Consider the following 26,390-nt stretch of genomic DNA (forward strand, 5'->3'; position numbering starts at 1 on the left):
GGCCATCCCAACCTGTAGTGCTCTGGATGCGGTCCTGGCCGTCGCCGCGGCTGAAGCGGATGACGTCAGCGCCGCCGTTGCCGGCGATGATGTCGTTGCCCTTGCCGCCCGTAAAGACTTCGCCAGCGCTCAGGTTGGTACCGACCAGATTATCATCATTGTCGGTGCCCTGGCCGCGCCAGAGAGCTTCGAGCTGGGCCAGTGTAAAGCTCGCCCCGTCGTCGAAGATAATGCGGTCGATCGTATAGTTGGTCGAAGACGCGTGGCGTAGGGTAATGCGATCGGTACCGTCACCGAACGAAATCTCGGTCTCGCGGAAATCGGGCGTGAAGGTGACCCGCATGTCGGCGGCGGCATAGCCCTTGATCCGCAAAACATCGTCCGAGCCGTTGCTGTCCTCGATGACGTCGGCACCGTCGCCGCGCGTGAAGATATAGGTGTCGTTCCCTCCGCCACCGGCGAGATAGTCGGCACCATGGCCGCCGTTGAGCGTTTCGGCCCGGTTCGAGCCAAGAATTACGTCGTCGCCGCTGCTCGCCTGATCGGTGACCAGGCGCTGCACGATTGCAGCGCCATCGAGCAACTGACCGTCCGCGAAGAGGAGCGAGGGCAGGGCGCCACCCCCCATACCATCGACGAGAATGACCTGGTCGCCGGTGGAGAACAGGATAGCAATGTCGTTGCTACCTTGTGCAAGCGGACGGATAAGTGCGTCGGCCGCACCATAATCGGCAAAGTTGATGGTGGCTGCGTTGACGCCCGCAGGCATTTCTATCCGGTCGACGCCGTCTCCAGCGTTGATCGTGACTGTGCCCCCATTTGCCAGCAGCACGCGGTCATTGCCGCGCCCGGGTTCAACGGCATCGGTGACATCGAGCTCGCGCAGGTCGATAATATCCTGACCGCTGGAGTCGCTGCCAGCCAGAATCAAGCTGCGCACTTGCGTGAGCGTAAGCGTCTCGCCGTCGGCAAAGACGAAGGATTCGACGGGGGCGTTCTTATAGCCGCCCAGGATCACGAGACGATCGGTATCGGTTGCCAGCGAGATGAGCAGATCGCCATTGACGTTGCTGAACGTCACTTCGTTTCTGGTCACACCGGGGCCGAAGACGATCTGGTCGATGCCGCCCGTGTCGGTGACGGCGTCATATCCATCGCCGATGCCGAACTTATAGATGTCGTTGCCGGTGCCACCGGCGAGCAGGTCAGAGCCTGCGCCTCCGGACATCACGTCGGCCCGACCGTCGAAGCCAACGATGCTGTCATCACCTGCGCCGCCGGTGAGCATGCGCTCGATGATGGCGTCGCGGGTCAGTACGGCGCCGTCCGCGAAATGATATTCCTCGATGCTGGTGGTACCCAGGCCACCGACGATCCGCAGGACGTCGGCGCCATTGCCCAGATCGATGATCATGTCGCTGCCGTCGCGCGTGACGATCAGGTCTTCCAGATGTACCGAGGCGCCAAAGACGATACGGTCGATCGCGCCGGGCCGATCCTGCTTTTCGACGATCGTGTCGAAATCATAGCCTGCGGTGAAGGCGTAGGTGTCGCCGGCGTTGCCGCCTTTCAGCGTATCGTCGCCCTGGCGACCGTCGAGCGTGTTGGGAACGTCGATAAGGAGGTCGCTGACCTCGATGATATTGTCTCCGCGATTGCCGCCCTCGATCTGCAGTTCCTGCTCGATATCGCCCGCGCTGAGTACGGTGCCGTCGTCGAAGCGGAAGATTTCAATGGTGTCATCGATGCTGCGGAACTGGTTGCGGATGCGCAGGGAACTATCAGGGCGACCGGTGATGGTGATAAGGAGATCATCGCCCGACTTGGTGAAGACGACGTTCCGGTCCGTCTGATAACGGATGTCGGCGGCGAACTCGACGGTGTCGTCGACCGGAACGGATATGCCGTCGCGATCGCTCCAGTGCGCGCGGGTGCGGCGGTCTACGATGACGTCGTTGCCGTAGCCTACATCGAAAATATATGTGTCGCCGCCGTCGGCACCGATCAGTTCGTCGTCGCCGCCCCGACCATCGATGATTTCGCCGAAGTCCGAACCAGTGAGGGTATCTGCGCCGCTTGTCGCGCCGCCGGTGAAGCGGTCGAGCGCAATGTCCTCCGGGTTGAGATCAGTGAAAGAAACCAGGCGATCGCCAAAGACGAACAGTTCGACCGCTGCGTGCTGAAGGCCCTCGCGGATATACTGGCCTTCGACGATCAGCCGCTCGCCGGTTGCTTTGATCGTGAAGACAAGGTCGAGCGCCGTACGCGTGATGGCGACGTCGGAGAAATTGAGGTTTGCGAAGATGAGCCGGTCCGCACCTTCCTCATCGAAGATCGTGTCATTGCCGCTCCCTTGAGCGAAATAATAAATATCGTTACCCGACAGGCCTTCCAGGCGATCGTTGCCGGCGCCAACGTAGAAGATGTCGGCAATGCCCTCGAACCCGTATATGATATCGTTTCCGCCAGTCTGGCCGACGTCCACGAAATGCTGGAGGAGTTGAAGGTAGCTCCACTCGGTCCCGTCCGCGAACGCGATTGTCTCGAGCGCATTCACATAACCGAGGAAGATGATTTCCTCGAGGAAATCGACCATGGTCACCTGATCATCGGTGCCGGAAACGCGCAATGTCAGCGTGTCGCTCTTGCCGGTGCGCAGATAATCGAGGTCGGTCCAGCGAATGTCGTCGACGAACTTCAGGACGTCCTTCGACGGCGGATCGAACAGGCCATATTTAGGGCCGTTATCCTCGATGACGTCATGACCATAGTTGCGGCCGAAAATATATGTGTCGTCGCCGCGGCCGCCCTGGAGATAATCATCGCCAGCCCCGCCGTCGAGTGTGTTGTCGTTGAGGAAGCCGTAGATCGCGTCATCGCCTGCGGTCTTCGCGTTTGCGAGGACCCGCTCGGCAACCTGGGTGAATTCAAGGCTCGTGCCGTCGTCAAAAATGAAGCGTTCGACCTGGTTGGGTGACACATAGTCGAGCCCGTCGCTGCTGCCGAACACCTCGGAAAACAAGCCTAGGCCAAGCGACAACCCACCGAAATAATCCTCGATCTCGATCGTGTCGCTGGTCGGGTTGCCCTGCTTGTCGAGCAGAGTGATATGCAGCGTCGTATCCGTGCCGCTGCGCGTCAGCCGCAGATCGCTGGCACTGATATCGCCGGTGAATTTGAGGAAGTCGATGCCTGCCTTGATCGGGCCGAACGAGAAACCACCGCGTTCGCTGATGACATCCTGGCCGTCGCCGCGCGCGAAGATGTAGATGTCGCCGCCCAGGCCACCGGTGAGAACGTCATTGCCCTTGCCGCCCCAGAGCACGTCGCCCGAGCCGGAACCCGCGTAGACGTCGCCTGTATCGCGGGGATCGGCTACTTCCACGGCCATGCGGAAGCGATCCCAGATGACACCGTCGGAGAAGACGATCTGCTCGACGCCGGACTGGAACTGCTTACCGTTGGACAGATAGGGATTGAGTTCGCCCAGGAACTGATCGGTCAACCGAACGAAATTCGTCTGCCCGCGGATTTGAAGGATAAGATCTTCGCCATCCCGAATGGCGATCACATCGCCGGAATCGAGATCGGTGAAGCGCAGTTCGTCATTTCCGCCCAGATCCTGATCGAAGATGACGTCATCGCCGCTATTCTTGCCAACGAAGTAATAATCCGAGCTCATGCCGCCACGCAGCGTCTGGTCGCCGGTGGTCATGTAGAAATAGTCGGTGCCGTTCGTGCCTTCGACGAGCGTGTCGCCGCTCGCGTGGGTGATGATGCGGGTCTCATCGACCGAGAGCGCATGGGCGACGCCGCGGATATCAAGGTCCACGCCCACATTCTCGTACGCCTGGATCAGCATCTGCATGATGTAGGCCTGATCGACGCCCACCTTCGCCTCAAGGACGCCGCCGGTGTCATCCGGCGCAAAGTCCGGATAGATCTGCCAGAGGATCTCGTTCCAGTCGGTCAGATAGTCGAGAACTGCGTCATTTGCGTTTGATGCTGGTGCTGCCGCGAAGATGGCCTCGAACATCGGCGCCATCTGGCGATCGGTGGTCGTGACGAACACATCGCGCGATGCATCATAGGACAGACCTTGGGCAAAGGGCTTGAGGCCCCCTTGCAGGGCGAGGCGCACCGCCAGACGACGCGACGTGATGACATATTGCTCCATCACCGGCTGGAGCATGGCGATCATCGTTTTGACGTCGCTCTGATAGCTGGTCGCCGGTGCGGTCGTCCCATCGGAATAGGTTACCAGGACGGGGTTGCCGTTGGCGTCCACCTGATTGACGTAACGCCCCGCGCCTTCGACGCCGTTCACGCTGTAGCTGAGTTGACCGGTCACATTATTGTAAGTGGCGGACAGCATTTCGGGGCGGAAATCGACGCCGCCGAGGCTGGTCGCGAAATGGAACTGCTGCGGTGTCAGCAGCTCCACGCGATAGACGCTGTCGTCGGTCGAACCGACTTCATCGAGGGTCTCGAAATCGATCTGGTAGTTACGCAGGTTGAATTCGAACGCGTTGCCCGACTTGGCTTGAAGCTGAAGCGCCCGATCGAGATTGCGCGCCCAGACATAGAAGCTGCCGTCATTGTCGGTGATCTGGACCGTATAGTCGACGGCGACGCCGTTGATGAAATTGACGCCGATCTTCTCGACAGGAAGGTTTGCGAGCGGATTGAACTGGATGTCCTCTCGGCGCCATTCGGTCCCGATCGCGTGGGGGAGGGCGAAGATAGCGTCGATGGAAGCGTAGGAGACAGACGGATTGGATGCGAGCGCCCAGCTTCCGTCGGTCTGCTTGATGCCATAGTCGAGAATGACCGCACGGCCATTCACCTGGCTCATGAGATATGGTGCTTCGTCGCGGAAGGCGAGGGCGCTCTCACGCGAGGAAGGTGACCAGGCTTGCTCGAGCCTCCAGCCGGAGCCTTGGTCGAGCACTTGTTCCAGCGTCGGGCGTGCGATCGTCGCACCTTGCGCGTCGAGAACCGGATTCCCAGATTCGAGCGTCCAGTAGCCACCGGTCGCATCCTCGGCATAGACTGCACGGTCGACGAAGGCGCCATCGCTGCCGAGCTTGACGGCCACCAGCTCCTGGCTGGTTTCGAGCGTCATGCCCCAATCGCCCAAGACATCGCCGACCTTGGCGACAAGGTCCTTCATCTTGGGCGTGGTCATCGCCGCGGCACGATCCTGCGCCAGTTCAGCAAAGCCTACGTCGTTGGCGGCCGCTACGGCGAGATCGGTGATAGAGCCGAAGCCCTTCGCATTAAGCTCGGAGCTGGACTGCCAGGGCGCGAGGCCGGCTTCACCGGCAAATTTGGTGTCGACTTCGTTGGCGGTGAACAGCGCTTCGAAGATGTTGCTGGTCCGGCCGTTGTTGAATGTGACCGTACTGCTTGAAACCAGATGGGCGTTTTGCGGCGTCGTCACGCCAAGAGCGGTCGAAGAGAGGTTGATCGAAATGATACCGAGCTGATCAAGAGACTTTAGCTCGCCAGTATCGGTTACGCCGTCGCGATTGCGGTCTTGCCAGACCTGGAGGCTCGACCAGATCAGATCGGAAGCCGTGATCTTGCCGTCGCCATTGCTGTCATATTGGGACAATTCGGCAAAGCCACCGCCTGCGCGGCTACCGAACATCTCGCCGATACCGTCGATACGGGCGTTACCATTGCTATCGAGGACAAGGAAACCATCGTCACCCTTGAGCCAACCGGTACGTTCGGCAAACAGGTCGCCATCGACATCGAAATAGGCTTTGCTGTCGCTGAGACTGGTCGTCTCGATGCCATCGCCGTCGAGGTCGATGATGAGCGGGTCCATTCCGTCGGCCCATTTGAGCGCCTTGGTGAAACGCTGGGTCGCCGCCACCGTCGATAGGAGCGAGTCTGCAAATACCGAATAATAAAGTGCCGCGCCAATGGCGCCGGGAACGAGATTGAGTAGGGGCAGTAGTGCCTGCAGCGGATTGACCGCGCGGAACACCATATTGAGGTCGCCCTGGCCAGCCAGCTCGCCTTGCAGCGCGCCGAGGCGTGAACCGACGACGTCGACATTCTCGATCTTCATCCAGCCTTTGTGGATGCCTTCCGACGAGCCCGCCTCATTGCCCGTGGCGGCCATCATGCCACGGAAGATCTGCTCGAATGCATTCGTCACATACATGTCGAGGTTGCCATCCTCGTCATGCTGGAAGGTGTAGAGAATCCATGGCTGGATGTGATCGACATAGACCTCACCGGTCCAGTCGCTCGCTTGCCCTGTCATGTAGCGCGTGATGTTGGCCATGCCGGTTGCGCTACCGAGCAAGCCGTTCATGATCGCAAGGCCCGCGAGGCCGCCATTGGCGTCGCCTCCGGTCATGGGGATGCCGAAATATTTCAGCACGTCATGATGCTGCGCGTCCATCAGCGTTGTGTCGGCAAAGAACCAGATATTGTCAGAGTTGGCGGCGTTGTCCTCGACGGCGAGGCCCGTTTCCGGGTCGAGCCCGTCTATCGTGTCGCCATAGATCTCGCCGTTCCGCGAAGTGTTGAAAATCCAGTCACGGCCAAGACCGCCCGCAGTGATCGCGCCCTCGCCAAGGATCGAAATCACCCAATCATTGCCAGCACCGCCGTTAAGGATCATCTGTAGGTTGGTCTGGGCAACCCCTGCAGTACGTTCGAGCGTTGGTGGTTCGGGGGCCTGGCCCAATGCCACCAGAGCATCGTATGCTGCCCAAGCGGCTGCTGCTTGAGCCTTCACATTTTCGTCGAACGTCTTTCCCGCTTCGAGGTATTCGGGCTTCCAGCCGACAAGGAAGTCGTCACCGTTGCCGCCTGCGGCGTTTGCCCACTTAGTACCGAGTACCCAATCTTCGCCGTCGCTGGTGTCATTCGGGTCAATCGTGAAACCGAGTTTCTTGAAGAGCTGGGTAGCATAACCATCGATATCGATACCGTCACCAAGAGCCACGCTGACGTCAAAGCCATCATATACGCCATTGATCAGTTCGTCGAAGATATCCGGATACTGATCATAGATATATTCACCGAGCTCCGATCCGGCATACGATCCGGCAACACTCCCCGCCACCGCGCCAACCAGCGGTCCCCAGAATCCGCCAAAGCCCTTCAAAGTCGCTACAGCGACGTAGCCCCCAACTGCAGCGCCAGCGAGTCCCCCCGCCGTCTCGAAGAAATAGGATACCCAGAGCTTGTTTGCCTTCTTAATGTTTTCGGCATCGCCTGTCTTGCGTAGCTCATCCGCAGTCGATGCAACCATCGAAAACGCCAATACGTCCCCGATAATCCCAAACTTGGCAAGAACATACCCAGCACCCGCAAGGATTCCGCCTTTAAGGGCGAAAGAAGGCGAGACAGATCCCGCTGAATCCAACAACAGGCGCCGACGTAGATCACGAAGGTCGTCGAGGATTCCTCCGTCCAGAATATCCGGATTGCCATGAAGCATGTCAAATTGCGCCTGCAACTTGAACCGCTTGCCGCCCGTTCCATCGTTTAAACCATCGGATAGCTCGCGACCTGATGCTTTGAAGCCGTCCAACCAAGCTCTGAAGCCTGCCTTGTCGATATCACCGACGGAGTATCGCTCTGCCATGAACTCGGCTGTTCCACGATACGGTTCAGTCCCATGGCCCTTTGCTTTCAGGCCGTCGTTGCTGAAACTGCCGGTTTCGTTCCAAACTTTCCGCAGGAAATCTGCATCGTCAGTTAAGAGTCGTAAACTTCCGTTCGTGTCGATACCCGCATTTTGGAGCGCGGCTGCTGCGACGGGATTGTTTTGATGATCCATGAGCGCACGGAGAACATTGTCTCCTGCGTCTGGTCTCAATTGTCCAACGCGCGGGTGATCATCCGGAAACCTGATACCTTCGATTTCGAAATTTACCAAGGGAATGCCCTTCGATAATCTCCAAGTATCGAATGCTTCTACGATATCCGCGGGGGCTCCGCGCATTTCGGCATTAATGACCGACGACAGAACAACTTTCTTGCCCCCGGTCAGAAGTTGATCCCATGCAGCAGCACCTCCGCCCGCATACAGGTTCTGAATGGCATTAGTATCGAGAACAATAAACTCGCCCGCCATTATTCGTCTCCCACTAATACATAAGGCAAGTTATTTGGATGGATTGCGCTCCACATTCTCAATAATTTGAGGACGCTGTCGGGATCGCCAATGTGGAAATCTTCATCTTGGAAAGGCCATCCCCATCCATCAGGCTCATTTCGTATCAATCGCCGAGCAACGTTGATGAAAGTCGTGCCTGCAGATTCAACCTTATGACGCAGCTCGGCGTCGTGTTCTGAGGATTTTATGATCTGGGCATAGGTTGGCCATCCATGCCGAGCTAAAATCGACCAGCCGATGGCTTTGAAGTTTCCATATGCTTCGTGAGCGACCTCAGAGCATTGAGAATTGTCCAGGAGATTGCCGCGACCCGCCACGTATTCGGAATCGTAAACGGCAAGTGCTTCTTGCGCGCGAGGATTGCTTACATATTCCTTCAACATCTCATAGAATTCATCAAAGGTGAATTTGCGCGGCATCTGAAATTCACTTGCACTCATGCCGCACACTCCATGGAAAAGTCGTCGTTAACCGCGATGGCGAGGTCGGTGATGGAGCCGAAGCCCTTGGCATTGAGCGTGGAATTAGATTGCCAGGGGGCAAAGTCGGCTTCGCCTGCAAATTTGGTGTCCGTATCGTTGGCGGTAAACAGCGCCTCGAAAACACGGCTGGTCCGGCCGGTATCGAACGTGAAGGTGCTGATGGAAACGAGATGCGCATTCTGAGGTGTCATCACCCCAAGAGCCGTCGCGGACAGATTGATCGACACGACGCCGAGCTGGGCGAGGCTCTTGATCTCGCTCGCATCGGTGATGGCATCGCGGTCGCGGTCTTGCCACATCTGCAGGCTGGACCAGATCAGGTCTGCGGCCGTGATGGCGCCGTCGCCATTGCAGTCATACAGCGCCAGTTCCGCGAACCCACTGCCTTCGCGGCTGCCGAACATCTCGCCGATGCCATCGACGCGGCCATTGCCGTTAGCGTCGAGGATGGGGAACCCATCGCCGTCCTTCACCCACCCGGTGCGTTCAGCGAACAGGTCGCCATCGACATCGAAATAAGCGGTGCTATTGTCCAGGCTGATGGTTTCGATGCCGTCGCCATCAAGATCGATGGTCAGCGGATCGCCGCCGACGACCCACGCCAGCGAATTGGAAAAGCGGGACGTCGCGGCGGCATTGGAGATCAGTTCGTCGGAGATCACCGATTGCCATATGGCGATGGCGTAAGGAATCGGGTCAAACAGTTCCGTCTCAGTAATTCCACGGACACTGCCCAAGAGGTCAGCAACATTGCGGAAACCCTTGACATTGATGGCAGAGACAGATTGCCCCGCCCCGCTACCAGAGTCGCCCACATAGCGGGGTACCATATCGTTAGCGTGGAAAAGCGCCTTGAAAATCGTTGAGGGGCGACCGTATCGGAAAGCTGTCGCCCCACGGCATAGGAGCCGGAGTCCGCGCGAGCTTGCTGTTCCTCCAATATCTGTGATCATGCCCCCGCATACCCCTTTCGCCCTTGCCTAGATGCCACAAGCCTGTAAGTATGCAATAGAAATCTGCTTTGACGAAACGCAGCAATGCCTAATTAATCATTATGAAATCTGGTTCGTGTCCTTAAATATTTATGTAACATTGGATCATATAAGAAATAATCATGAGAGATGTTAAGAAAAAACTACATCCAAATTGAATGTATCTCGTAAATTCACGGTTTGATCTAATAGCGCATCGTTATTGACGGCGATTATTTGACGATTATTGGCAAGAAATCCATATTTCTGTAATGTTTGCACATCGCCCGCGCGGCAGGGAAAGCATCGAAGGAGGGATTATAGTGGCGAAGAAGTTGAACGAATCGCAGCTCGAAGCAGGAGAAGCGTCGGCACCATCGACCGGCATCGACCCGGAAATTGCGGCAAAGATTTCGGCCGTGCGCACGCATATCCGCGAGAGCTTCGGTAAGGCCGTCATGGCGCTTATGATGTTGCCGCGCTACCGCAACCAGACGCTTGCCGACCTCCAGCACCTCGTGCTTGAGCCGATGATGCGCGACCGTGTGGCGATCGCCTATCCGGGTGGCGAGAAGACCGGGCCGCTCGCAGACATGGCGGGGCTCGCAATCTGGGCAAGCGTTAGCAAAGAGGCTGATGGGCGCATCCGCGAACAGATCCAGGCCGGGACGTTCCCAGTGCGCCTCAAGGCCGAAGACTGGAATTCCGGCGACATCAACTGGCTGCTCGATGTCGTGGCACCCGATCAACGAACTACGGCGAATGTGATCGCCAATTTCAAGCAGGTCGTGAAGGAGGGGAGCCTACGTCTGCATCCCATCGTCACGCGCTTGGTCGATGCCGACACGCTGCAGAGGATGGGCGCCGAGAAGATCTCGCATCCCGCATCCCCGTCTGTGCCGGAAAACGCGACCGTCAATTGATTGCTTTCCCCCAGAGCCGGGCGGGCGGGAGGCCTGCCCGTCCGGCTCACCCCTTGGGACGGGAGATGGAAGTCGAAGACGAGAATTCTATAGTAGATCGATCGAATTGATGACAAGATAGAAGAACAGGGTCTCCCGGGTCGCATCAGCACATGGCCGGTATCACATGCCAGCATGTCCACTTGGGAGGTATTTATGGGAATATTGCCGAACTGCAAGGACCCGGCGCTGAGCGCGCTGAAGTCCATTGGTTATAATGTCGTGCAGCTTCCGCGGGTCGATTTGCATCCGACCCAGCTTCTTGTCTCTAGCAACAAGCGGTTGAAACGCCTCGGTGATTTGACCTCAGTGTTCGTGCCCGCAAGCGATGGCCCCGCGATCCCAGCGATCAGCGCCGACCGGCCAGGGCCCAATATCGCAATCACGAAGACCGCATCGCTAGACATCGGCGTGGGGCTCAATATCTTGGGCGGTCTGATTTCAGCTCTGGGCGGATCGACGCTCGGGCTCAGCCTTTTTTACGCGAAAGCTGCCAAGATCGAGATGGAATATGGTGGCACCCTGGAGAATGCAGCCGAGCTCGCGCTTATAGATCAGTTCCTCGCCGGCGCAAAGGTCAGCCCTTATGCGAAGGCGGCAGCGCAGATGCTCGACGCCGACCAGGTCTATGTCGTCACCAGCACATTGAAAGCGACGACACTCAGCGCTGCGGCGACCGACGAGAAGAAGAACGCGGTCGGCATCGACGTGCCCGTGCTCTCTAACGCAGTCGGCGGCAATCTTAAAGTCTCTTCGGCCGGCACAGGCAGCACCACTGTCAAATTCGAGGGCAAAATCCCGCTGGTATTCGCCTTCCAGGCCGTTCGGTTGATCTTTGACAAAGGCGTCTACAGGTTGATGAAGCTCGTGGATGGCGGCGGGGTGATTGCCGAGGGTATGGGGGAAGCACCGCTCGCCGCGGACAGTGATCTCCTCTTGTCCGCTTGAGGGGAGGCTCGCATGCACGAACAACGGGCAAAGCTTCTCGCAGGGATTCTCGCGGCGAGCGAGACGACCGACGGCCCACGGGCCGAATGTCTGTCGATGGCGGAGGGCGCGGGCGTGCCCTCCGATTCCAACGTTATTCTCGATCGGGTGACGGCACAGTTGGAGGCATTGTCCGGGGGATCGGGCGGCGGCGATGCGGTGCCTCCGGGCACCGGCCCGTGCGCCGCCGTCGAACCGGCGCGCAAACGGGCACTGGACCTGTTGCTCGCACATGCTGAACCGGCATTGCAGAAGATCAAATCCCGCGATTTCTCGCTTGGACCTGACGAACTCTGCGCGATGGAGGCGATCATCATCGCCGACGGAAGCCGCCCGAGCTTCCTGCTGTCGGGTGGGCGTGTCGCTATGGACGACCCGTTCGTTGGGGAATGGGAAGGATCCCTCGTCGCGTCGCGCGACGCGGTCGAGAGAGTGGCGAAGGCTGTCGGGCGCATCCAGCCGGCCGGTGGCAATGCCAGTTACTATATCGGAAGCGGCACCCTGGTCGATCGAGCCGAGCGGTTGGTTATCACCAACTTCCATGTCATCGAGCAGGCGCGCACCTTGCACGGCATCGCCATGCACGACGATGGCGGACGTCTCGTCGTCGAGGGTGATTTCGAGATCGATTTCGCCGCGGAGTCGGGCGTTCTCGACACGCGGCGTTTCAGGATCGCGGAGGTTCGCCTGCCTGAGGGCGCGGGCGCGGTCTTTGGCGGGATCGACGCCGCCGTTTGCCGGCTTGAGCCGCTCGATGATGGGGTAACCTTGCCCGATGCGGTCAGGCCGCTCAGCCCGAGCGCGCAATATGCGACAGGCGAAATCTCCTCGATGGCGCTCATCGGTTTTCCAGGCGAGCCGGCCAAGAACAAAGGCGACAAGGTCGACTGGAATTTTGTGATCGCAGAGCTGTTCGGCAGGCGGTTCGGGGTAAAGCGGTTGGCGCCGGGCCGTTTCCGTCACGGGCTTGGCACCCATCCGCTGGACACAGGCAAGCGGGCGATCAGTCATGATGCGACGACGTTCGGCGGCGCGTCGGGCGCATTGGTGGTGGCTTGGCTCGATGACGGCGCCCCAGGCTTTGCCCTGCATTTTGGCGGCGAGACCGTGGAGTCCAATTACGCCTTGTCTTTCGCCAGAGCGCAGGCGGCTCTGGAGCCGCTGGGGGTGCCCTTTGGCTGACGGGGACGACCAGCCTTTCGATCCGGCCGTCTATCTCGCGGGATGGACGACGCTGCCGCCCGACGTTTTCAAGATTTGCTACAAATCCACCTATCCGCGTGGCAGCGCTCGGTCCTGGGAGGAACTGGTCGCGGGCGGTGGGGCGGACCCGATCCGCTTCGCCTGTCTGGAGGCGAGTGCGATCGGCTTCCTCGACCGGCTCGCCGATGTCGTCGGGAAATGGGAAGTGGACAACGGGCGCCCCGCTGCGGACGTCGCCGCCATGCTGCCGCTGACGAGCGGCGGCGGCATCATGCAGGCGATCATCAACCACGCTACGGGCTTTCTTGATCCCAGGTCGTTGCTGGCCGTCTATGACGCCTATAGCGCATGCGCAATGGTCATGGGGCCACAAGGTCCCCGGGGAACCGCTTTCCTGGTGCGCCCGGACATGGTGCTCACCGCCGCACATGTCGTTCTCGACTGTGAGGGAAACGACGACGCGCGAACATGGTCCAATCGGATTTTCGACGACCTGATCTTCAGTTTCAGTCCCCGCGACGGCGCAGCAACGCCTGATCGCGTCCAGGTGCGCGCGGCAGTGAAGGATGCTCTGGTAGCGTCATCGAAGCCCTGGGGACGATGGCCGAACCTGCTCAATCTCAGCCTTGCTTCACCGCCCGAACCCACGCTCGACTATGCCCTCATCAGACTGGCGCAGCGTGTCGAGCATATCAAACCGGTCGCCGTAGACCCGCCGGCTGGCGTAGATGCTGAACGCAGATGTTGGACGACAGGGTATCCCGGCGGCAAGGCGGGCGTCGTCGACATCGACGTGGTGGTCAATGCCAATGCGGGCGGAGGGCGCTGGCTCCATAAGGCGAACGCCGTTCAAGGCATGTCGGGGGCATGTTGCATAAACGACCTCGGGAAACTGGCCGGTATCCATGAGGGGAGCGTCACTTTACCGGTCGAAGGCGAGAACAGGCCTTTCAACCGTGGCATCAGCATAGCCGCCATTCGGGAACATCAGAAAAGTGCCGCCGGCCGCGATCCGATGCTATCGCGGATCGTTGTGCAAGGTGTCGAGTTCGAGGATGCCGAACTGGTCGGTGAGCTCTATCGTGTCGGCCAGCGGCTTGCCGATCCGGCGTTCTCGGCAAACTGGGAAGCTGCCGTCCGCGCGGTGCTGGGCGCTGCCGATCCGTCGCTGTCCGCGGGGCTTCCTGCTTTCCATCCCTGGTTTACGCGCGATCGCTTCGAAGAGTGGATTCGCCGCGCAATGCCGCGCGAGCGGCTGTGCTTCGTGAGCGGGGAGCGCGGCGCGGGCGCCAGCTTCTGCAAGCAGATCCTCAAAGCGCGGCTCGATCCGTCGGGCCTCGACTATATCGAGATCAGTCCGACCCAGGTCGCGGCCTTTTCGCCGCGTGAAGCCGTTCCCGCAGGGAGTGACGCAACTCCCTCACCCAGCCGTACCGGCGCCGCCAATTTTCGCTATAACGATGCGAACGATCTGATCGCACAACTGCGTGGAGGCGGGCAATATAGCACGGGGCCGCGCACGCTCGTCATCGACTTCGGTCCGGATGGAGGACCAGACCGCCTGATAGGCTCCAGTTGGCAGGAATTCATCACGCGCCTGCTTGCCGAGGAAGCCGTGAGGCTGGTGCTGATCGGCCTTACGCCGGACGAACAGACTGTGCTTCACGATCTGTTGCTCGACAATCCTGCGACAGAAGACATACGGGCCGTACCGATCTGGCTCACGCATGTAACGCCTGACGAATTTGAGGCCTATGTGGGTGCGTTAGCCGACGCGCGTGGTGTAAAGCTCAGAACGTCGGACCTTCGCCAGCGCCTTGCGCCGATCCTGGGACCTTATCCCTATGCACCTCCTGGCAATGCTGCGCTGCGAACGAGCTTTTTCGCGCTGGCCGCCATGACACTGGAGGCGGGACTATGGGCATGAAGATGAAAGCGTCCGCGAACGTCAATCTCCAGGCCGTGTTCGCGGCGCCCCGGGAAGCTGCAGGTCCAACTACCCGGCATTACGGCGATGATCTTCCCTTCGCACGGCTTTGCCTTGCCGTCCGGGGATGGGTGACACCGACCAACCTTGTGCGCAATCTGGCGGGAGGTGGTGGCGGCGACATGCTCGCTGCGCTTGCGGGAGAGGTCGAGACCACCGCAGCGACGCGGTCGGGACAGTGGTTCATGCAAGTCGAACCTCGACGCCAAGCGATTGCAACGGCGTTCGGAGATGAAGTCGTCCGTGCCCTGGCTCCGCATCTTGGTTCCGATGGGCAAGATGTGATCCTGAGCGCGTTTCGCCTGGCGTTGGACGACAAGCCCGTCGATCTTGCCGCCTTGTCGGATAAGGCACTGCGGGCACTTGCCAATGTTCGGGACTGGCTTGGGGATCGCTGGCGACTGCCTTTCGACAAGGACGAGATTGGGGCGGCTCTCGCCGGCAAGGTCCTTGCCGCCGATCTTGAACGCATGACGGCACAGCAGTTGGTAGGCAAAGCCCATAGGGATGCCCTTGCCATTCTCGAACGGTTCGTCCTGCCCGGCGAGGACGCGCGACTTCGAGCCATCTATGTCCAGGCGGCGGGGGGCGGGGGCAAGACCACCTTGCTCGCCTATCTGCAACGCAAGCTCCAAGAGAGGGCCGGCGGCGCCGCGATCGCGCGGATCGATTTCGACGAACCAGGCATCGACCCCTCGCGCATGATCACGCTCAACCTGGCGCTGTTCGAACAACTGGCAAGTAACCTCTCGCAGATACGTGCCCGGGTTTCCGATTTTCTACCGCAATTGCGCGGCGCAGCGTCGGCGCTGCGGTTGCCGGATTATGCCGGTTGGACCCCGCTTGCCGGATGGTCGTCCGGGCAACGTAGGCGACGCTCGCTTGGCGGACAGCGTCAGATCTCGGAAAGCGTGTCCGACCAGGGCTCGATTCTATTCGGCCTGCTGTCGCCCGATAGCTTGCATGGCCCCTTGGTGCTGGTGCTCGATACAGCGGAATTGGTGATGGAAGGCGATAGCCGGGCCGCTGCCGGGATTGCCGACTGGCTGAATTTTCTCGCCACCGAAGCTCAAGCCCACGATATCAGGCTGATCATCGCGGGGCGCGATCCACCGCCCGGAGGAGACAGCCTGCCGGTTGGAGAATTGTCCCTCTTTGCCCGACTAGAGCGCATGGGTGCCCAGTTCGATCCACCGATCTTCCTTCCCGAGCTTGTCCCTTCCGAAGCGGCCGAACTGCTTGCCAATTGCGGTGTCGACGACGAGAAGTTGCGCCAGGCGGCGGCCGACGCAGTCCCAGGCAATCCCCTTCTTTTGCGCATCACCGCCGATGCGCTGCGGGATGGTGACGCCCGGCTCGTCCAGGATATTCATGCAGTTCACGGCCAAGCGCAGGTCGATTCACATAGCGCGCGCATCTACCTGTTGCGGCGCGTGATCGCACATGTGTCCGACCCTATGGTCCGTCCTTATGTAATCGCCGCGATGGCCAGTCCGATCCTTACATCGGCCATGCTGGGAACGGTGATCATCCCATTGGTCGATGATCAGGTGAAAGGGGGGGACGGGGCAGCTCTCCAAGCAACGGGAAGGCGCAAACCGCGCAGGGTATTTGCAGGTATCGAGCGGACGGCGTGGCTTGGCCGGGCCTCGCTGGATGGAAAGCGGTTCACGTTCAATCGTGACCTTCGGCGTTTTGTAATGACTTTGGTCCAGGCGGTTGATGACGATCGCAAGCTGCATAACCGGGCACACAAGGCGCTCCTCACCTATCATGAGCGTCGGCGCGATCCGCTGGATCGGGCGCTCACCTATTATCATCAAAGGGCACTTGGGGGCCCTGCAAAACTCCCGCGCGGCGACAAGAGCTTGAAGATTTTGCGCGGACTGCTCGACCAGTTTTCCGAAGCCTTGGAAGAGGAGGTCGCCTCCGAGATCGATGCCCTGCTGCTCTCGCGCCAGTTCAGCGCCGTGCGCGAACGCTTCGGGCGAGCGCCGCCCGTCATTGCCGTTGGAAGGGGGGACGCAACTGGCGGTGCGAAGGCGGAGGCGATCTCCTCGCAGTTTGAGGCCATACCGAGCGATAGGCGGTTGGACGATCGCGACTGGCGCTTTCATCTCGAAGGGCGCGAAGGCAAGCCGGGGCAGGGAGAACTGCTGGTCGGCGATGACCGTGCGGCTGAAGCGCTGGCCATGTATCGCGAGCGGCCGACGCGTGAGCCAGGCGCGCCGCCGACTTTCGTGATTCAGGCGGTGGCCGATCTTGGCGAGTGGGATTGTGAGGATATCGCCATATCGGCGGTCGTCGAGGACCTCTCGAGCAAGCTTTCGCCACGCTCGGTCAACGCCAATATCGAACGCATCTACTGGATCACGCGCTTCGCCCTCCAGCGCGACACCGGCAAGCTGGAACGGACGCATATCGATCTGCTTCAGACCGTTTGCAATTATCTCACGGGGCCGGGGCTCGCGACCTTGCCGCCACTGCTGGCGGTTGCCGAGGCCTTCTGTGACGAGAGGCTCATGTCTCCTCGTATGATGGGCGGAGTTAGGGGGAATGAAGGCGAGGGGCGGATTTACCTGGTCCGGCGACAGCCCTTGAACGCGGAACTCGCGATCGGTCAGTTCGCCGTGACGCAGCGGGACTGGCTGGCGCGGGTTCGCCGCACGCGTGCCGTCGCGTCGGTCGATGCCCTCAGTTGGGTGCAGCGCCAGATAGACGACTTGCATGGTCAGCCGATCGCGATGGTGAGCCAGCAGTTTATGAAGCTGCGCGAGGCGATCGAGATCGACTGGAACGGCCGCGATATATCGGCGGGGACGCTGCTGCTTCGCGGCATGACGGCTGAGTTTCTTCGTCCCTTGCGCGAAGGGATGGCGCGCGTGATCGCCGAAGGGGGGACGGAGAGGCTCCGTCCCATTCTTGAAAGGGCGACGATAGGGATGACCATTCGCCCCGCCGAACTCGAACCCGAGACTTTCCACGAAAGGCTACGCGCTAATCCGCGCGCCTGGCTCAGCGCCTTCATCAGCTATGCCGACCGCTCTCGTCTTCTGCCCGGACTGTGCGCCGATCTGGCCGAGACGCTGGCGTCCAGCGATGTCACTGGCGCCAGCGTCGCACGTGTCGCGAGTTCCTACCTCGCATGGGACGAAGCCTTGGGCGGCGGCAGCGACTGGAGAAACGAATCATCTCTATCCGCATAGGCGGGAGAAGAAGGGCAGACACATCATGACCGAGCCTGAATATGATGAACCTGTCGTCGACGACGAGGACGGTCATACCGATCCTTGTGAGCATCGCGAGCCCGATGCTCCGGAGTCCGGGGTTACTGCGGAGGCGGTGCGCCCCTCACGGCCGGCAAAATCCCTCCTCGCCTTGCGTGCACGGATCGATGCGGTCTACCCTGATCGCAAGACCAAGAGCGACGGCATCGTTGGAGACGCAGCCCACCAGTCGCGCGCATCGGACCACAATCCCTGGGTGAGCGACGGCGCCAAAGGGGTCGTAACGGCGATCGACATCACCCATGATCCTGCCAGTGGCTGTGATGCCGGCCGGATCGTCGAGGCCCTTCGCGCGAGCCGCGACAAACGCATCAAATATCTCATCTGGAACCGTCGAATTGCCAATGCGTCAGTGATTGGGGGCGTCGCGCCCTGGACGTGGCGATCCTACACCGGGAAAAACCCGCATGATCATCATTTCCATCTCTCGGTGAAGCCCGACAAGGCGCTATATGACGACGAGGCACCCTGGACGATCCAGCGCATGGAAGAAAGCCTCGGTGTCGATGAGGTCGTTGATACCGACGCCGACATCCTGCAGGCCCTGGCCGCGCTCGGGGCCAATATCATCACACATGCGCCGGCGCTGCCGCAGATCGACACTTTGCAAGATGCAATCACGCAGCTTCAGGCCAATCATCATGCAGTCTGGGCGCCAGCCGAGCTTGAGGGCGTCGGCGCCGAGGCGGCGGTCAGTTTCGAGACGTTGAAGAAGGGCTATGAGAAGCTGTTCGCCCAGGCGAAGGTTCTCGATAAATGGAAAGGCACCGTCGCCTGGTATGTCGCGAAGATACGCAAGGGGCGCGCGCAATATGAAGCGGTCGCGGCAAAGAGCGGCGTGCCCTGGTGGTTCATTGCCATTGTGCATGGCATGGAAGCGAGCTTCAGCTTCACGGGTCACCTTCATAACGGCGATCCCTTGGGCAGCCGCACGGTTCAGGTGCCCAAAGGACGTCCCAAAGTCTGGAACCCGCCAAGCGACTGGAGCAGCAGCGCGCTAGATGCATTGGAGCAGGAAGGCTTTCTGCATCAGGCCGACTGGACCCTGGCGCGCGTCCTTTATCGGTTCGAGGGCTTTAATGGATATGGGTATCACGCGCTCGGTATCAATTCACCCTATCTGTGGAGCTTTTCGGACCAGTGGACGAAGGGCAAATTCGTGGCGGACCATAAATTCGATCCCAACGCCACATCGAAGCAGTGCGGAGCGGCAGTCATGCTGCGTGCGCTGGTCGATGCTGGCGATGTGCAACTGTAATGAGGGAAGGCGAAGACATGACCAATGCAAAGTCTCCCTCGATCGGCGCGCATTTGCGGCAGCTTCTTGGCAGGGTTCAGAATGTCGACGGGACTCCGGGGGTGATGGCGGAATCGACCGCTACGCTTGCCGAAGCTGCGTATCATGTTGCCGGCCGATACGAACCTCATGATGTACCATCCGACATTTCCGCAGACGAAATCACGAACGTTGCCCGCAAGGCAGTGGCCGACGAACCGCTTGATGAGCGAGAAGGCTTTATCGCCGAGGCCATTATCCTGCCGGATCTGAGACCCGCAATCGACATCATCGGGGGGGACTTCACGATCGACCATCCGGCCTGGCGCGACTATGGTGCTGATACACCGGCACATGCCAATTTCGTCCAGGCTATACCATCAGTAGGGCGTATCGAACTGCCGGGAAATCCCGGCGTTCCTTACGGCGGTACCGGCTTCGTTGTGGGCGAGGGCCTGCTGATGACCAATCGACATGTCGCCCAGTTGTTCGCGAGCGGGCTCGGCGTCGATGGCCTCCAGTTCATTTCGGGCATAGATCCGGCCGTGGACTTTCTTCGTGAGCTGGACAATCAGGCGGGAACGCCGTTCGCGTTTCGCAAGATCCGCATGATCCATCCATATTTCGACATGGCGCTTGTGGAGATCGAGGGGCTTGAAGGACATGCCCCCCTCTGGCTGGAACCGGTCGAGCTGGATGCGGCGCGACCCCGCCGCATCGCGGTCGTCGGCTATCCCGCATTTGATCCGCGCAACCGGGCCGATGTACAGGATAAGGTTTTCCGCGGCGTCTATAACATCAAGCGCTTCCAGCCCGGTCTTCTCGCCGGGCGGAGGAACGTGGACAGCTTCGGCAAGATGATGAGCGCGGGCTGCCATGACAGCTCCACGCTAGGCGGAAATTCGGGTTCGCTCGTCCTCTCGGCGGAAACGGGCGATGTCGTCGGCCTGCACTTTGCCGGAATATACAAGGATTCGAACTTTGCGGTCCCCGCCGTTGATCTCGCACGTGACGGGCGGATTATCGATGCCGGGGTCAACATCCGGGGCGGTGGGCATCGAAGTGACGGACCCTGGGAGCAGTGGTGGCGCAACGTTGCGACGCCCGAAAGGCCGACAACCGCCGGAGTCCCGTCCACGCCCGCGGCAGTAGCCGTCCAGGCACCCGCAGCAGTGCACGTTCCAGATGGGGGCGCGGTGACGATCAGCATACCTTTGCAAATTACGGTATCGCTTGGCGTCCCGGATACTGGCTCCGCAGCGCAGACCGTGGAAGCGCTATCTCTGGACGAGGCAATTGCGCGGCTGTCGCAAGCGTTGCCGGATGGGGTCGTCAGGGTGAAGCCGGGCTTCAACGGACGAACGGATGTCCTTGTCCTGGCAGCTCGCCCGGAACGCTTCGAGGTCGTTCGCGCGTCCGCTCCAGCGGCATTCGCAGGCTATCCCGTCGATGTTCGTTATGCGACGATCGATGAACAACTGGGTTTGACGGTGGATCAGCTGGAGGTGCCCGGTACGATTGCCTATGACGACGCGCGCCGCGCGAAGGCCCCATTTCTCTTCGATCCGGTGGAAGAGGAAATGACCGTCATCGCCCATGTCGGACCGGAAGAGAGCTTTCCCATGCTCCAGGAGTTTCTGGGCAAGGTCCAAACGACGCTCACCAGTTCGATGTACCAGTTCTTCGCGGCCCATGTAATGGAAGCCGTAAAGGAGCGCCTTGACGCAGGCGGTCTGACGATGAAGATCGTACTCGATCCCGCGACCCGCGATAGTGGCGATGGCGGGCCCAAGGACGGTGAATTTCGTCGAGATACCACCTTCGAGAAATGGCGTGACGACTTCGCCTTCACGAATGTTTATGTGCCTGTCGGCAACGGCAAGCTGGTCACCAGAGCCTACCATATCAAGGTCAGCGTAGCCGACAGCCAGTGGGTCTGGCTATCCAGCGGCAACTGGACCAGGAGCAGCCAGCCAAAGCCTGTCGATGGCGGCGCGCGCGGCAACCGTGAATGGCATATCGTGCTTGAGAACCGCAAGCTGGCCGACATGTTTGAAGCCCATATCAATGCGGACTTCGATCAATGTGGAGAGCTTGGCGGCGGAGAGGAGGCGATCGCTCCAGCCGAAATCATGGTCGACGTGCCCGAGGAAATCTTTCTGGAAGCGCCCGTCGAACGGCTCCAGCCGCTGCGTGTTACCGGACGAAGCGTTAAGGTCCAGCCGGTTCTGACGCCAGATCGGCGCGGCCGGATCTATACCGACGCGGTGCTCTCTTTGATCCATTCGGCCAGGCGGCAGCTCGTCTTCCAGAATCAGTATATCAAGATCCGCAAGGACATGGCCGGGAATCTCGATGAACTGGTCGAGGCGCTGATCGCGAAATCGAAGGAGATTGCGGACCTTCGGATCATCCTTCGGGCCGGCGATGTCGATGATGATATTACCGAGCTTCGTCGTCGCGGTCTCGACGTAGCGCGGTGCGTCCGCATCATCACCAACACTCATACAAAGGGGATCATAGCTGACGGGCAGCGAGTACTTGTCGGCAGCCAGAACTGGAGCGACCAGGCGGTATCGACCAATCGCGACGCAAGCCTGTTGTTCGACGATGCTGAGATCGCTGCCTATTTTCTCAAGGCTTTCGAGATCGACTGGGCAAGAGCCAGGCCTGCGGTCGCCCTCGGCGTCGAAAAGCCTGCGCTGATTGCGCAGGGCGCCGGCCCGCCGCCGGGTTATGTCCGTATGCCCTTGTCCGAATATTACGGTCGATAGAACAAATTGAAGCGGATAATCTTCTTCCCAAACTGGGGGCATCCTTGCTGGGCTGGCCTTTGAGCAGGCTGCGATTGAAGGAGGAAAAGGGCGCCATTTTTCGAATAGATTTTTGACGAACCTCGGCGCGCTAACTCTTCTGCAAGACTAAAGAGGGAGATAGGTCCGACACTCGAAAAATTTCGTTAGAGGGCTATAGATGCCGAATGAAACCAGGGGCATCGAAGTCCTTCCCGACTGGAACAAGCCCGGCTCATTTTCGTCGGGAAGAGATCCGCTCGGACTGCAGGCGGCATCGGTTCGGTTATACACCGACCTCCTTCCCGGACTGACCAACGTTACCAACCGGCTGCGCTACTTCTCATTCTATTGCTGGGTAGTCAGGCAGTTCGAGCTGACGCAGCACAGCCTCGACGAAAAAAAGTGGCGCATCTTCGTGCGCCGCGCGGAGGCGATATATGCGCTTGCATGTCAGATCGGAGACAGCGACGAGGCCAACGGTATGGCCGGTTCAGCTTGGGCAGGTAAAAACATCGGGATCGGCAAAGCCTTCGATTTCACGCCCTGGACGGACGGCCCAGGGGAAGAAAACCAGTATCTTAAGGCGGTGAGGGGCAATTTCGGGCAGTTCTATGTGGCCAGCATGCTGCAGATGGGCATGCTCCTGAAAACCAACATCCGCGTCCAGGCAGTGTCGCCCGATCATGGCCTCGATCTTGCCGAAGCCTTCGCCGAAGCATGTCCGACAGCCTGCAAGAAAATCCTCAAGGCAATCAGGACCGGCAGGATCGACCATGCAGACTGCGTCGCCATATCGGACGAGGCACATCCGGCCTATCTTGATGTGCAGTCGGGGGAGACGCAACTGCTGCTGCGTTACCTGCGCGGCGAGAGGGCAGACGATGATACTGCGCCAGCACGTCGGGCGACGCTATGGAACGTCCTCAACATCATTAGTCGCATCGGTCGTCAGGATGGTAACGACCTTCGCCGCGAGCTTTACGTCCAAGACAACATCGGAACCGTCACCAACCAGTTTCTAGCGCAGAACCTGACCCATTGGCGCGCCTATTTCGTGAACGAGCTCTGCCACATCTCACTCGAGCTTGTGCTCAACGCGTTGACCCACCGCATCAACGAGACGTCGGGCGCGACCGCGGATGAACTGTCTCGCGCCATAGCCACCCTCGCGCTTCGCCGCGGCGACGCGGCATCCACCCTCGCCAGAGTCGCCGAAGCACGGGATCTCGGCAGCCTGGCCCTCGAGCATAAGGCCGGATCTGAACTCGCGGACATCGCGGGCGGGACAAGTGAGCCCGGCAGCAAACAGGTGCGCAAAGCCATCGATCTCCTGCTGTCGTTGTGGAGGCGCTGGAGCGATGATGCTGCGATCAACGGGATACTGGCTGAAGCCACCGTCGCCGATAGATCGGCGGAAGGCATCTTCCGCTATCTCGACAAGATGGCCGATAGACCTGCAATGGAGGGGCTCGCGGGTCTGGTGCGCAAGTTCGTCATCGGGAACCACCTGCTGATCGCTGGACAGAAGCTTGCGGCAGGAACCTACACCTATCGCTTTATCGTCGATGAAAGCGGACTCGTCGACGGCGAACCGGCCGAATATACTTTCACCAACCCCCGCATCGTCAATCTTCTGACGTTCGCATATGACGGCGCTCTGCTCGATGATGAGGGCGATGTAGCCGAGGCAGGAAAGGCGCTGCTCGATGCCGTTCAACCTGTTTGACGACCTCAAGAGACCCGGCTTCCACAGCTCGATTACAACTACTTTCAGCGTAGACCCAGCTTTCTACGACGCCAACGTCCAGTACCGGCTCCGGGCGGTCGGGTGCCAGAACAACCTGCTGATTGCGGACGCTGCGATGCTCTCGCAGGCACTTGAGCAATTGCCGGAGGCGTTCAGCCATGCTGGCCGGAAGTACCTGATCGAGCCGATCGAAGGGACCGGCTGCTTCCATCCCAAGATGATGATCCGCTACGGCAAGGCAAAGGCAAGCTTTACCCTTGGTTCGGCGAACGCGACCTCCGCGGGTTGGGGCAGCAACCGGGAACTCGTTTCAAGCCTCGATTGGTCCCAATCAGCGGAAACCCCGGACAGCGCCGTCCACCGCAGGCTTATAGCCAGAGCCCATGACTGGCTGATCGCGCAGGTTTCTGCGACAGGGAATCCCGACCTCTCCTATAAGTTCGATCTCCTGAACTCTCAGGCACCTTGGCTGGCATGTACCGACCGGGGGGAGGGGGCAGAGGTGTTCGCCGACGGAAGCCTCGTCGATCTGATGCTGTCCGCTCCGGACGCAAACGAACCGATCGGCGACCGCTTTCTCGCGAACGTCGAAGGCAAGGTGGAACGCCTTGTAGTGATTTCACCCTACTGGGATTCAGACCTCAAGGCTCTGCGGCGGGTGCACGCTGAACTGGGCAAACCACCTCTGCACATATTCATGACCCTGTCCGATGTTGCCGGGGCGCGGCAATCGACATTCCCGATCCAGGCGCTCGGCTCGAAACTGAAGCCGACTTTCCATCCACATGGCGCGAGCGGAAATCATCGCTTCCTGCACGCCAAGCTTCTGGTCGCGCAGACGCGCAAATATGACTTCCTGCTCTTTGGTAGCACGAACTGCACCGCCGGAGCCCTGGGCGGCTCTGGCATGCCCGGACTCAACCATGAGGCGGCGATCTTCCGGCGCCTCCCACGAGGCACGGTTGAAAAGACCCTGTGGCTCGACTTTTCGGAGATCCTTCGCCCCAAGGACATCTCGGCCCCCGAGAAGCCCGAGCCATCCGCAGCGCCGCCGCGATTCAATCCCGGCCGGATTGAGCGCAAGGACGACAGGCTCTACTGGAGCGTCCCGTCGGGCATCAACCCCACAGGGGCTGATCTGCTAATCGATGATGATCGCCATCCGTTGATTGCCGGAGGCGACGTAAGGCCTCACGCGCGACTGGGAGGGGCGCGCAGCGGTTCCACGATCGTCGCGAGAGTAGCGCTGTGCGACGGCAGGATTAGTCGCCCGGTAATCGTATACGAGCCGAACAGGCTGATGGCGGCGGCGCCGAGCCCGCTCGCAAGCGGAATAAAGCGTAAGCTCGACGCAGTGCTGAACGGTGAAAGCGACCTGATCGACCTGGCCCGCGACGTCCACTTGCTTTTTGGGGATGCCAATCCGATCAGACGGTCCGCGCTACGCGCGGATCGACGGGGCGCGTCGGTTGCCGCAGTGGCTGGCGAGGATTTCGACACGCCCGAGGAATTTCGCGAGGCACTGGGGCTCAAGGCCGATCTGATGGCAGGGGGACTCTCGCACGCGAACAATCCGGCCCTCCAACTCCTTCTGCAGATCGTGCTGCGCGGTATCGTCCAGCTCGAGGACAGCGAGACGATCGACCACGACAGCTCCGCGTCGGCCGCCGCCCTAAAAACCGGCGAGGACCAGGACGATGAGGGGAGCGATGAGGAGGGCGATGAGGCGGACGACGACCAGGATGGAGATGCCGCGGACGCTCCTCCGGCAAACGGAGTCAGGGAAAGACGACTTGTTGCCCAGCCCGTTCCCCGCGAAGCGTTCGAGCGCAACCAAAGGACATTGGAGCGGGCGATCGAGCGATTCGAGGACTATATCGGGACGGTCGCGAAATCCCGACAAGAGCTCGATCTCGACTTCGTAACGCGCGCCCTTTTTATGATCTACCTCATGCTCCACGGCTGCTCACACAGATATTCTGTCGATGAAACTGAGGTCGGGGTACTGATGCCCTTCTCGGCCATTGGGACCCGAAGGCAGGACGAAGGCTTTCTCATGCGTGGCGCCCGTCTCATCAGCTTGATCTGGGGGCGCAGGTTCACCGACGGACTCATGGCCCGCATTCCCCTCGACCGCGAACTGGAGAACGTCCCCATACCGATCCTCACGCTCGTGATCTTGTCGCGCTGGATTCTTGCCGCCATCCTTGTCGAGGCAAGAGCGGCCGCAGGCGCGAAATCGCTCGCTGCGATTCTCGAATCCCAGATACCCGAATTCTACCGATCGACTTCGGCCTTCGCGTTCACCAAAGGGCCGCAGGTTGAGGCGGCCGTGACCCAGATGGCCCGGCATATCGGAATGTCTGCCGCGCAAGCCCAGAATGTAAGGAAGGGCATGGCGGAACTGGAAAAGGTGATGCCTTGAATTCGACTATATGCACCTGATTGGCATTGAGCCGATGGTCCCTTGGGGCCTCAATTCATTGAGAAACTGCGCCTCAGGGGGCGTTACGATAGATCATTGCCAACGGCGTTTTCCGGCAT

General features: G+C 60.0%; 12 protein-coding genes (1 of these 12 cut by a window edge). 9 read left to right on the top strand and 3 right to left on the bottom strand.

The genetic code is table 11. From position 1 onward, the window contains the following. From AX724_RS24590 to AX724_RS17085, 3 genes are all read right to left on the bottom strand, one after another. Positions 1–7,279, bottom strand: the 5' portion of a protein-coding gene (locus tag AX724_RS24590) for a tandem-95 repeat protein (RefSeq protein ID WP_231736734.1). Its footprint begins 23,783 nt before the window's first position; the window shows 7,279 of its 31,062 coding nt (coding positions 1–7,279); the start codon lies at positions 7,277–7,279; its stop codon lies beyond the left edge, outside the window. Between the two features lie 827 nt (positions 7,280–8,106). Then, on the bottom strand, positions 8,107–8,589 hold the full coding sequence (locus AX724_RS17080; RefSeq protein ID WP_156448135.1) for a hypothetical protein: 483 nt from the start codon (positions 8,587–8,589) through the stop codon (positions 8,107–8,109). Next, positions 8,586–9,584, bottom strand: a complete 999-nt coding sequence (locus tag AX724_RS17085) for a hypothetical protein (RefSeq protein WP_156448136.1) — start codon at positions 9,582–9,584, stop codon at positions 8,586–8,588. Before AX724_RS17085 ends, AX724_RS17080 begins: the two co-directional genes overlap by 4 nt. Positions 9,585–9,925: 341 nt before the next feature. Here AX724_RS17085 and AX724_RS17090 point away from each other — a divergent pair, with 341 nt between their 5' ends. From AX724_RS17090 to AX724_RS17130, 9 genes are all read left to right on the top strand, one after another. Next, entirely contained in the window at positions 9,926–10,525 is a 600-nt protein-coding gene (locus tag AX724_RS17090) for a toxin-activating lysine-acyltransferase (protein ID WP_197421618.1), read from the top strand. 195 nt (positions 10,526–10,720) lie between these two features. After that, positions 10,721–11,512, top strand: coding sequence for a gasdermin (locus AX724_RS17095; protein ID WP_066768659.1), 792 nt, complete (start codon positions 10,721–10,723; stop codon positions 11,510–11,512). Between the two features lie 12 nt (positions 11,513–11,524). Continuing rightward, positions 11,525–12,733 carry a trypsin-like serine peptidase gene (locus AX724_RS24195; protein WP_066768661.1) on the top strand — a complete coding sequence of 403 codons (1,209 nt, stop codon included), beginning with the start codon at positions 11,525–11,527 and terminating at the stop codon, positions 12,731–12,733. Beyond that, positions 12,726–14,681, top strand: coding sequence for a trypsin-like serine peptidase (locus AX724_RS17105; RefSeq protein WP_066768663.1), 1,956 nt, complete (start codon positions 12,726–12,728; stop codon positions 14,679–14,681). The genes AX724_RS24195 and AX724_RS17105 overlap by 8 nt, the downstream gene beginning before the upstream one ends. After that, positions 14,678–17,947, top strand: coding sequence for a hypothetical protein (locus AX724_RS17110; RefSeq protein WP_156448137.1), 3,270 nt, complete (start codon positions 14,678–14,680; stop codon positions 17,945–17,947). The genes AX724_RS17105 and AX724_RS17110 overlap by 4 nt, the downstream gene beginning before the upstream one ends. A 25-nt stretch (positions 17,948–17,972) precedes the next feature. After that, positions 17,973–19,286, top strand: coding sequence for a hypothetical protein (locus AX724_RS17115; protein WP_066768667.1), 1,314 nt, complete (start codon positions 17,973–17,975; stop codon positions 19,284–19,286). A 17-nt stretch (positions 19,287–19,303) separates the two neighbouring features. Further along, the gene (locus AX724_RS17120; protein ID WP_066768670.1) at positions 19,304–22,078 is read left to right on the top strand and encodes a phospholipase D-like domain-containing protein; all 2,775 of its coding nucleotides are present in this window, start codon (positions 19,304–19,306) and stop codon (positions 22,076–22,078) included. 199 nt (positions 22,079–22,277) lie between these two features. Further along, a complete protein-coding gene (locus AX724_RS17125; protein ID WP_066768676.1) occupies positions 22,278–23,825 on the top strand; it encodes a hypothetical protein in 1,548 nt (515 codons plus the stop codon). Then, positions 23,806–26,271, top strand: a complete 2,466-nt coding sequence (locus AX724_RS17130) for a hypothetical protein (RefSeq protein ID WP_066768686.1) — start codon at positions 23,806–23,808, stop codon at positions 26,269–26,271. Before AX724_RS17125 ends, AX724_RS17130 begins: the two co-directional genes overlap by 20 nt. The last annotated feature ends 119 nt before the right edge of the window (positions 26,272–26,390 follow it).

The sequence above is a fragment of the Sphingobium sp. CCH11-B1 genome (genome assembly GCF_001556865.1).
Classification (GTDB): Bacteria; Pseudomonadota; Alphaproteobacteria; order Sphingomonadales; family Sphingomonadaceae; genus Sphingobium.

What these genes read in the sequence shown, in the direction of transcription:
- AX724_RS17080 (WP_156448135.1), bottom strand. Translation starts at nt 8,589, where the DNA reads ATGAGTGCAAGTGAATTTCAGATGCCGCGCAAATTCACCTTTGATGAA.
- AX724_RS17085 (WP_156448136.1), bottom strand. Translation starts at nt 9,584, where the DNA reads ATGATCACAGATATTGGAGGAACAGCAAGCTCGCGCGGACTCCGGCTC.
- AX724_RS17095 (WP_066768659.1), top strand. Translation starts at nt 10,721, where the DNA reads ATGGGAATATTGCCGAACTGCAAGGACCCGGCGCTGAGCGCGCTGAAG.
- AX724_RS24195 (WP_066768661.1), top strand. Translation starts at nt 11,525, where the DNA reads ATGCACGAACAACGGGCAAAGCTTCTCGCAGGGATTCTCGCGGCGAGC.
- AX724_RS17110 (WP_156448137.1), top strand. Translation starts at nt 14,678, where the DNA reads ATGAAGATGAAAGCGTCCGCGAACGTCAATCTCCAGGCCGTGTTCGCG.
- AX724_RS17115 (WP_066768667.1), top strand. Translation starts at nt 17,973, where the DNA reads ATGACCGAGCCTGAATATGATGAACCTGTCGTCGACGACGAGGACGGT.
- AX724_RS17120 (WP_066768670.1), top strand. Translation starts at nt 19,304, where the DNA reads ATGACCAATGCAAAGTCTCCCTCGATCGGCGCGCATTTGCGGCAGCTT.
- AX724_RS17125 (WP_066768676.1), top strand. Translation starts at nt 22,278, where the DNA reads ATGCCGAATGAAACCAGGGGCATCGAAGTCCTTCCCGACTGGAACAAG.
- AX724_RS17130 (WP_066768686.1), top strand. Translation starts at nt 23,806, where the DNA reads ATGCCGTTCAACCTGTTTGACGACCTCAAGAGACCCGGCTTCCACAGC.